At 53.4% G+C, this 8424-nt stretch carries 8 protein-coding genes and 1 tRNA gene; 8 read left to right on the top strand and 1 reads right to left on the bottom strand.

The features are described from left to right. Window positions 1–794: sugar phosphate isomerase/epimerase family protein (locus tag L691_RS0103010; RefSeq protein ID WP_025688692.1), on the top strand; the 794-nt coding region annotated here is incomplete at its 5' end. A 327-nt stretch (window positions 795–1121) separates the two neighbouring features. On the opposite strand, the gene L691_RS0103005 is transcribed toward L691_RS0103010, so the two are convergent. Beyond that, window positions 1122–1195 (bottom strand) — tRNA-Pro (locus L691_RS0103005). 206 nt (window positions 1196–1401) lie between these two features. On the opposite strand from L691_RS0103005, the gene L691_RS0103000 reads away from it, so the two are divergent. From L691_RS0103000 to mltG, 7 genes are all read left to right on the top strand, one after another. After that, window positions 1402–2184 carry an SDR family NAD(P)-dependent oxidoreductase gene (locus tag L691_RS0103000; protein WP_025688689.1) on the top strand — a complete coding sequence of 261 codons (783 nt, stop codon included), beginning with the start codon at window positions 1402–1404 and terminating at the stop codon, window positions 2182–2184. A 474-nt stretch (window positions 2185–2658) separates the two neighbouring features. Beyond that, on the top strand, window positions 2659–5289 hold the full coding sequence (alaS, locus tag L691_RS0102995; RefSeq protein WP_025688688.1) for an alanine--tRNA ligase: 2631 nt from the start codon (window positions 2659–2661) through the stop codon (window positions 5287–5289). 444 nt (window positions 5290–5733) lie between these two features. Next, complete coding sequence (locus L691_RS0102990) at window positions 5734–6009, top strand: IreB family regulatory phosphoprotein (protein WP_025688687.1); 276 nt, start codon at window positions 5734–5736, stop codon at window positions 6007–6009. Beyond that, the gene (gene ruvX / locus L691_RS0102985; protein WP_025688686.1) at window positions 6006–6422 is read left to right on the top strand and encodes a Holliday junction resolvase RuvX; all 417 of its coding nucleotides are present in this window, start codon (window positions 6006–6008) and stop codon (window positions 6420–6422) included. The genes L691_RS0102990 and ruvX overlap by 4 nt, the downstream gene beginning before the upstream one ends. A 13-nt stretch (window positions 6423–6435) precedes the next feature. Beyond that, window positions 6436–6744 (top strand): DUF1292 domain-containing protein, encoded by a 309-nt coding sequence (locus L691_RS0102980; RefSeq protein ID WP_025688684.1) that lies wholly within the window; start codon window positions 6436–6438, stop codon window positions 6742–6744. Beyond that, window positions 6737–7042, top strand: a complete 306-nt coding sequence (locus L691_RS0102975; RefSeq protein WP_025688683.1) for a DUF1292 domain-containing protein — start codon at window positions 6737–6739, stop codon at window positions 7040–7042. The genes L691_RS0102980 and L691_RS0102975 overlap by 8 nt, the downstream gene beginning before the upstream one ends. A 170-nt stretch (window positions 7043–7212) precedes the next feature. Further along, window positions 7213–8262, top strand: coding sequence for an endolytic transglycosylase MltG (gene mltG, locus L691_RS0102970; protein ID WP_025688681.1), 1050 nt, complete (start codon window positions 7213–7215; stop codon window positions 8260–8262). Window positions 8263–8424: the final 162 nt, after the last annotated feature.

Below are 8424 nucleotides of genomic sequence, written 5' to 3'. Positions count from 1 at the left end.
CACTTCAAGTGTTAGCTAAGTGGGGGAGTGTTCAAGATTGGTTTGGCTATGAATTGCCGATAAAGGAACGTTATCAGTTAATAAAAGAAGCCGGATTTGATGGCGTTTTATTATGGTGGAGTGAAGACTTTAATCGGAACGATTACCGCAACGGGCCACAAATTGCGCGAGAAGCGGGTCTTTTTATAGAAAATATCCACACGCCAATCCAAAACGAAAACAACCTCTGGCTTGACAATCTGGACGGAGAAGCCTTAACCGACTGCTATTTGCAGTGTGTTACAGATTGCGCCGAATTTGAGATTCCGACAATGGTGGTGCACCTGCCGGGCGAAGACAATCCATATAACGCATTGGGACTGGATAGAATCAAGAGAATCACTGAAAAAGCTGAACAGCTTGGTGTCAATGTTGCGCTGGAGAATTTACGGAACCTTACCAATTTGGCATATGTGCTGGAGCAAGTGGATTCCTTGCGTATCGGATTCTGTTATGACTGTGGACATCACTACCGCTACTATCCGGGCAATGATTTATTATCCATGTACGGTTCCCGGTTGATGGCAGTACATTTACATGATAATAACGGAAGTTATGCCCAACACGGGTTACCCTTTGACGGCACGATTGATTGGTCTACAACCATGAAAAAAATTGCGGAAACGGATTATTCAGGCGCGACTGCAATAGAGGCCATGAATTGGGATTACGAGGATTTATCGGCTAAAGAGTTTTTACATAAAGCGTTTGAGCGAGCAAAAAGGCTGGAAGCATTAAAGCTCTATAATCCATGAAAACAGAAATAATCCGCAACAATCTTTGATATATGCAGGATGCCGTAAGTAGCAGCATCTTCGCCTTATCCCATTAAAGTAAAGGTGCAAGTACATAATTGCTCGTAATTCAGGCCGCTGCGCCTATCCAGCCAGTCAAGGGACGAGTACTATTTTGCTGTCGCAAAATCTCCACTCTTAAACTCTTGACTGGCTGGATTTTTGCCGTATCATGGCCTTGCCGAAAACGGGAAACTTGCTGTACTAATTGGTGTATCTTCGGGAAAATCGGCTAAAAGCCCAGAGCTTCAGGGTTGAAAACCCTTGCGGCTCTAGGCTTTTTTGTTATCGAGACGACAGGATTTGAACCTGCGACCTCTTGCTCCCGAAGCAAGCGCTCTACCAAGCTGAGCCACGTCTCGTTAATGGAGTTTAGACGGGAAAGTTTCGCCCGAACAATTAGAGATTATACGCCTGTTTGCGATTAATGTAAAGATATGTTTTTATAATGTGAAATCGGGTCACGCTTTCGGCCGCAGTATGTATAACGCTTATGAGTATGTATAATGTACTTATGAGAAATTTTAGCAGGACGGTGCCGAAACCGCCGCTTAGGGAGGGTTAGATAATGAATCTGGGTTTGAAAGGGAAAAAGGCGGTTATAACCGGCGGCAGCAAAGGAATCGGTCTGGCTACGGCTATCGTTCTGGCCGGTGAAGGTGCGGATGTGGCGATCATCGCCCGTACGCTTGAGCCGCTTCAGGCAGCCGCGCGCCATATATATGAAGCAACTGGAAAGGAAGCGCTGATCATTCAGGCCGATATCTCGTCTGAGGAAGGCGCCCGGCAGGCGGTCGAGACTGCCGGCGCGCATTTCGGAGGCGTCGATATTCTGATCAATAATGCCGGAACCTCCGCCGCCAAGCCGTTCGAGGAAGTGGACGCTGAAGGCTGGGACGCCGACCTTGACCTGAAGCTGCTGGGCGCGGTGCACTGCGCGCGGGCCGCAATCCCGTATATGCGCGGGGCTGGAGGCGGCGCAATTGTCAATGTCACGGCGGTGAAAGGCAAGGCTCCGTCCGCCGCTTCTCTGCCAACGTCGGTCAGCCGCGCAGCGGGACTTGCGCTGACCAAGGCGATGAGCAAGGATTTGGCCGGGGTGGGCATTCGCGTCAACGCGGTATGCATCGGCCTCATCCGAAGCGACCAAATCGAGCGGAAATGGAAGCAGGCCGCTCCTAACTTAAGCTGGAAGGAGTTCTCGGCCGATCCGCGCCACGGCATTCCGCTGGGAAGAATCGGCGAGGCGGAAGAAGCGGCCAAGGTGATCGCGTTCCTGGTATCCGATGCGGCTTCCTATGTTACCGGAACGTCCGTCAATATCGACGGAGGCTCTTCGGCGGTGCTGTAACCGGGATCGGATGAAGCAGACAATTGACAGAAACAAAGGGCATAGATATACTTATAATGTTAAAATGCGTTAACCTCATAGCTATGAATACAGTGATGAAATGAAGTACGCCGGAAACAAGGCTTCAGCAGAGAACGGATTCCCTTGCGGGTAACGCAAGCGGCTGTGAGAATCCGGGAGACGGGCCGGCGGAAAGCTGATTTCGGAGTGCAGGTATAAGCCTGCCGGATGGTCCCGTTAACGGCCGTAACAAGGCGATCGCTTACTGTCAGCGTGTCTGAAGCATCTTTACAAGATGCCAAGGACGCTAATGGGCGATAACCAGGGTGGTACCGCGATATAATCGTCCCTGAATTATTTCAGGGGCGTTTTTATTTTCTTTTTCGAAATCCTGGCAAGGATCGGACGAGCGCTTATCCGTGGCCAGATTTTTACGATTCTTCTTAAACTTCAATTGACAGGAGCTGTATTTAGATGAAAGCAAGTGAAATCCGTTCCAAATGGCTGGAGTTTTTTGCAGGCAAAGGCCATAAAATCGAGCCCAGCGCATCGCTCGTCCCCCACAATGATCCATCGCTCTTGTGGATTAACGCGGGCATGGCGCCGCTTAAAGCTTATTTCGACGGACGCGTGAAGCCGGAGAATCCGCGGCTAGCCAACTCGCAGAAATGTATCCGCACGAACGACATTGAGAATGTCGGTAAGACGCGGCGGCACCATACGTTTTTTGAAATGCTGGGCAACTTCTCCATCGGGGACTATTTCAAGGAAGAAGCGATTACTTGGGCCTGGGAATTCCTGACGGGCAAGGAGTGGATCGGTTTCGACCCGGACCGCCTGGCGGTTACCGTCTATCCCGAGGATGAAGAAGCGTTCAAGTTCTGGAATGAAAAAATCGGACTGCCCGCAGAACGCATCATCAAGCTGGAGGACAACTTCTGGGATATCGGTGAAGGGCCGTGCGGACCTTGTACGGAAATTTTCTACGACCGCGGCGAAGCCTACGGCAGCGACATGTCGGACCCGGAAATGTATCCGGGCGGCGAGAACGAACGCTATCTCGAAGTGTGGAACCTCGTATTCTCGCAGTTCAACCATAACAAGGACGGCAGCTACACGCCGCTTCCGAATAAGAACATCGATACCGGCGCGGGTCTGGAGCGTTTCGCTTCCATCCTCCAGGACGTGGATTCGAACTTCGACACCGACCTGTTCCAGCCCATCATTCAGACGACGGCCAAGCTTGCAGGTGTAAACTACAAGGATAACCTGGAGCAGGATATTGCGCTGAAAGTTATCGCTGACCATATCCGTACCGTAACTTTCGCGGTAGGCGACGGCGTGCTGCCTTCCAATGAAGGCCGCGGCTATATTATCCGCCGTCTGCTGCGCCGTGCGGTGCGCTATGGCAAGACGCTGGGTCTGGACCGTCCGTTCATGTATGAGCTGACTAGCGTTGTGGGCGACATTATGGGCGTCTACTATCCGACGGTGGTGGAGAACCGCGAATATATTGCCAAAATCATCCGTACGGAAGAAGAACGCTTCCATGAAAAGCTGTCCGACGGCCTGGCGATCCTGGGCGAAATCAGCGACCGGGCGAAGGCGGACGGTGTGGACGTGATCAGCGGAGCAGACGCGTTCAAGTTGTATGACACCTATGGCTTCCCATTCGACCTGACGGAAGATTACGCTGCCGAGCAGGGGCTAAAGGTCGACCGTGAAGGGTTCGACGCGGCGATGCAGGAGCAGCGCGACCGGGCAAGAGCGGCCCGCCAAGACAGCGGCAGCATGAAGGTACAGGGCGGGGCGTTGTCCGAGCTGACGGTTAAAAGCCAGTTTGTTGGATATAATGACCTCGTAGCCGAAACGAAAATCGCTGCCATTCTGGTCGGCGACGAGCTGGTGGACACCGCAGGCGAAGGTGCGGAAGCGCAGGTTATTCTCGAGTCGACGCCGTTCTATGCCGAAAGCGGCGGCCAAGTAAGCGATCATGGGGTGCTGACAAGTGGTTCGGTTACGGCAAAGGTTAACGGGCTCTTCAAGGCGCCCCGCGGCCAGCATGTTCATCTGGTGACGGTGGAATCCGGTGAGCTGAAAGTGGGCGATATGGTCCGCGCAGAAGTGAACCGTTCGGAACGCGAGGATGTGGTGAAGAACCATACGGCTACCCACCTGCTGCACAAAGCGCTGAAAGAAGTGCTTGGCGGCCACGTTAATCAGGCGGGATCTCTTGTGGAAGGGCAGCGGCTTCGCTTCGACTTCTCGCATTTCGGTGCGATTACGCCGGAAGAGCTGACGGAAATCGAGCATAAGGTCAATGAGCAAATCTGGCGCGGACTGGACGTCGTAATTGAAAATAAACCGATCGACGAAGCCAAAGCGATGGGCGCGATGGCGCTCTTCGGCGAGAAATACGGCGATATCGTCCGCGTCGTGCAGGTCGGCGATTACAGCCTTGAGCTGTGCGGCGGCTGTCATGTGAGCAACACATCGCAGATCGGCATTTTCAAGCTGGTCAGCGAGAGCGGCATCGGCTCCGGCGTGCGCCGGATTGAAGCGGTGACCGGCCGTTACGCTTACCAGTACACGGAGAGCCAGCTCGACGTGCTGAAGCAGGCGGCGGCGCTGCTGAAATCATCGCTTCCAGATGTGCCGAAGCGGATCGAGGCTTTGAGCGGCCAAGTTCGCGAGCTTGCGCGCGAAAATGAGTCGCTGCAATCGAAGCTCAGCGCTGCTGCAGCAGCCGAGCTGACGAGCAGCGTGAAGACAGTCGGAAGCGGCGTGCAGGTGCTGACGGCTTCCGTACAGGCCGGCAGCATGGATGCGCTGCGGTCGATGGCCGATGAGCTGAAGGCGAAGCTGCCGGAGGCGGTCATCGTGCTGGGCGCCGCCATGGATGACAAAGTGAACTTTGTCGTCGCGGTTCCGCAGACGCTGGTGAAGCAGGGCTATCATGCCGGCAAGCTGGTGAAGGAAGTCGCAGCGGTATGCGGCGGCGGGGGGGGAGGCCGTCCGGACATGGCTCAGGCCGGCGGCAAGGACGCTTCCAAGCTGGCTGCCGCGCTGGCGAAGGCGGAAGAACTGGTGGCAGCCCAGGGCTGATTAACCGGTTAAGCCGAGCGGTCCCCCAGCGGTTACAGCCTGCGAATCCGCCGCGAAGAGAATATCTCTTCGCGAGCGCTTAGCCGACAGCTGGCAGCCGCTTGGGTTCCGGAAGGCGGCAGCTCAAGGCTTTAGCCAAGGGATAGGAGCTTGCCTGCATAGTTGCGCTCCTATCCTTGGCCTAATCGGCTGTGAAGGGGTTACCCTGGGACATTGCCCCTTTGGGTGGACAGGTCCTCTTCGCTTTTTCGCGTCTTCTCTGCATACAATCCTTAATTTTTGCGTTATTCATGAGTATAAGCTCAAAAAACCGCTATATTCCGGCAGGATTTTCTTGTTCGACCGTGAATATGTTATGATGGGGTGAGATACAAATATATAGTAATGCAGCAACTTTGCGAAGGCCCCGTCAAGCATTGACTGCGCAGAAGGAAGGTGTCACAGATGGACTCCATGGACAAAACGGTCAAATTCAATGTGAAGGGCGACGAGAAAGAGGCATCTCCCCGCGAGATCTTGCTTACCGTTCACAACGCCCTGGTGGAGAAGGATTATAATCCGATCAACCAGATTGTAGGCTACCTTCTTTCCGGTGATCCGGCTTACATCCCGCGCCACAACAATGCGAGAAGTTTGGTCCGGAGGAAAGAACGTGACGAGCTGATTGAGGAACTGGTCCGGTTCTACCTTGCCAATCAGCCGGCGGATAAGGTCAAATGAGGAAACTTGGTCTGGATTACGGGGATCGCCGGATCGGCGCAGCCGTAAGCGATGCTTTTGGCTGGACCGCTCAAGGACTGGAGACCATCGAGCGCCGCCGGGACGGGAGTGAGATGGAGCGAATTCGTCGCTTGATCGAGGAATACGAAGTATCCGAGATTGTAGTCGGCCTGCCCAAGAATATGAACGGCACAGTGGGCCCCCGCGGCGAGATTTGCATTGAATTTGCGGACCAGCTGCGGGAGACGCTGAGTTTGCCCGTACACCTTTGGGATGAACGCCTGACGACGGTATCTGCTGAGCGGGTACTGATTGAAGGCGATGTCAGCCGCAAGAAGCGCAAAGGAATTGTGGATAAGATGGCCGCAGTTCTGATCTTGCAAAATTATTTGGATGCTAACAGTAAAAGGTGAGGGGTGCGCACACATGGCAAACGAGCAGATCGGCATGGATGAGGAACCGGAGATTATTTATATTCCCGATGATGAAGGCAACGAAGAAGAATTCGAGGTTATCATGAAGTTCGAGGTTGACGGCTCTGATTCCAAGTATATGATGGTGGTGCCGCTCGATTCCGAGGACGAAGAAGCCGATGAGGTATACGCATTCCGCTACGAAGAAGACGGAGAAGACCTGCAGCTGTTCATGATCGAAGATGATGAAGAGTGGGCAATTGTCGAGGAGACCTTCAACACTCTGGTTGAAGAGCTGGATGGAGGAGCAGGGAATGACTGAGTTTTCTGCCGGCCAAGTGATATGGACCTCCAGGCTGAAAGACGCCTATGGAGAGACCGTGGAACTGGAAGACGAGAACGGCAAGGCTTCCGTGCATCAAATCATCGCCGAATTTGAAGTACAGGGCCGCAGCTATGCGGTGCTGGAAGGTTCGGAGAAGGACGGGGAGCGGGAAATCCTGCGCATCGTTGTTTCCCCGGATGGTCCGCCAGAGCTGGAGAGCATTGAAGACGACGAAGAATGGGAAGATGTCTCGGAGCTGTATGACGAGCTGACTTTTCCGGACGACGAAGTGTAAGCATATACGGCTAGCCGCTTTCGGCCCTCGGGCCGGTTGAACGCAGCCACAAGCAGGGGAGGGCGGAGCATTCCGCGCTCTTTTTGCTTGAAAATAAGTGATTTTTAAAATATCTATTGAATTTAAATGAATACAATTTTATATTTATAGTCGGAAAGTGAGGAGAATGTTTGAAGTCCGTCATCCGCAATCTGTTGATTGTCCTGCTGCTGCTTATCGCTCTGGCGGGTGCAGGAATCTGGTATATATGGAACGGTATGAAACCGGTGGAACCGTCAGGGCCTGCTGTAAACATTACCATTGAAAAAGGCATGGGCAGCTCGGAAATTGCCGATCTTTTGGAGCAGAAAGGGATTATCCGCAGCGCTCTTTTGTTTAAAGGCTATTTGAAGTGGACAAACGAAGGGTCACAGTTCAAGGCCGGGACTTACAGTGCCGCTCCTGGCGCAACATATGACAATCTGATTACCCGCTTGAACGCGGGGGATGTGGTGAAGAAGGAAACTGTCGTCTTTACTATTCCTGAAGGGTACACGGCGAAGCAGATTGCGGACAGGCTTGCTCAGGCTTGGGGAAAAAACGCCTCAATTTTTTTGTCGCTGATGGATACGGGGGCGGAGCTGAAGGAGACAGACGTCTTAGGTATTCCGCAGGAAAAAGATATTCGTCACCGGCTAGAGGGCTATATGTTCCCGGAGACGTATGAGCTGGTCAAAGACAGCACGCCGCAGCACATTGTCGAGAAGATGATGGAGGAGCTGCAGAAGAGGCTGGACAGCATCCCCGATTGGCAGACCCGTCTTAAAGATCGCGGACTAACCCTGCATGAACTGCTGACCGTCGCTTCCCTGGTGGAGCGTGAAGTCGTTGTGGACAGCGAGCGTCCGCTTGTGGCCGGAGTTATCTACAACAGGCTCAATAAAGGGCAGAAGCTTGAGATCGACGCCACGGTCCAGTATCTGCTTGCCAAGCCGAAGGAAAGACTGCTGTATAAGGATCTCGAAGTCGATAGCCCATACAATACGTACCGGAATGCCGGCTTGCCGCCGGGACCGATCTGCAGCCCGGGTCTGGCCTCCATTAAGGCGGCGCTGGAGCCGGAGGCTTCGGATTATTATTATTACGTTACGAAGAAGGACGGAAGCCATGCCCATTTATTCGCCAAGACGTACAAGGAACATTTAGCGAATATCAGAAAAAGCCAGGAAGCAGCGAAATAAGCTGTCCTTATCCGTTCTTATTTTTGAACAAATGACGCGGTGATTCGTCATAATTGAGATGCCTTCCGGTCCCTGATTGTGCCGGATGCGCCCACAGGAGGATACATGATGAAGAGCACACCGGAGCTGCTGGCGACGGCCGCTTCCCTTGCGGAAGCGGCC

Origin of the sequence: Paenibacillus zanthoxyli JH29, assembly GCF_000520715.1 — a bacterium.
Taxonomy (GTDB): Bacteria; Bacillota; Bacilli; order Paenibacillales; family Paenibacillaceae; genus Paenibacillus_AQ; species Paenibacillus_AQ zanthoxyli.
This window is presented reverse-complemented; position numbering and strand designations above follow the sequence as displayed.

What these genes read in the sequence shown, in the direction of transcription:
- L691_RS0103000 (WP_025688689.1), top strand. Translation starts at nt 1,402, where the DNA reads ATGAATCTGGGTTTGAAAGGGAAAAAGGCGGTTATAACCGGCGGCAGC.
- L691_RS0102990 (WP_025688687.1), top strand. Translation starts at nt 5,734, where the DNA reads ATGGACTCCATGGACAAAACGGTCAAATTCAATGTGAAGGGCGACGAG.
- L691_RS0102980 (WP_025688684.1), top strand. Translation starts at nt 6,436, where the DNA reads ATGGCAAACGAGCAGATCGGCATGGATGAGGAACCGGAGATTATTTAT.
- L691_RS0102975 (WP_025688683.1), top strand. Translation starts at nt 6,737, where the DNA reads ATGACTGAGTTTTCTGCCGGCCAAGTGATATGGACCTCCAGGCTGAAA.
- ruvX (WP_025688686.1), top strand. Translation starts at nt 6,006, where the DNA reads ATGAGGAAACTTGGTCTGGATTACGGGGATCGCCGGATCGGCGCAGCC.
- alaS (WP_025688688.1), top strand. Translation starts at nt 2,659, where the DNA reads ATGAAAGCAAGTGAAATCCGTTCCAAATGGCTGGAGTTTTTTGCAGGC.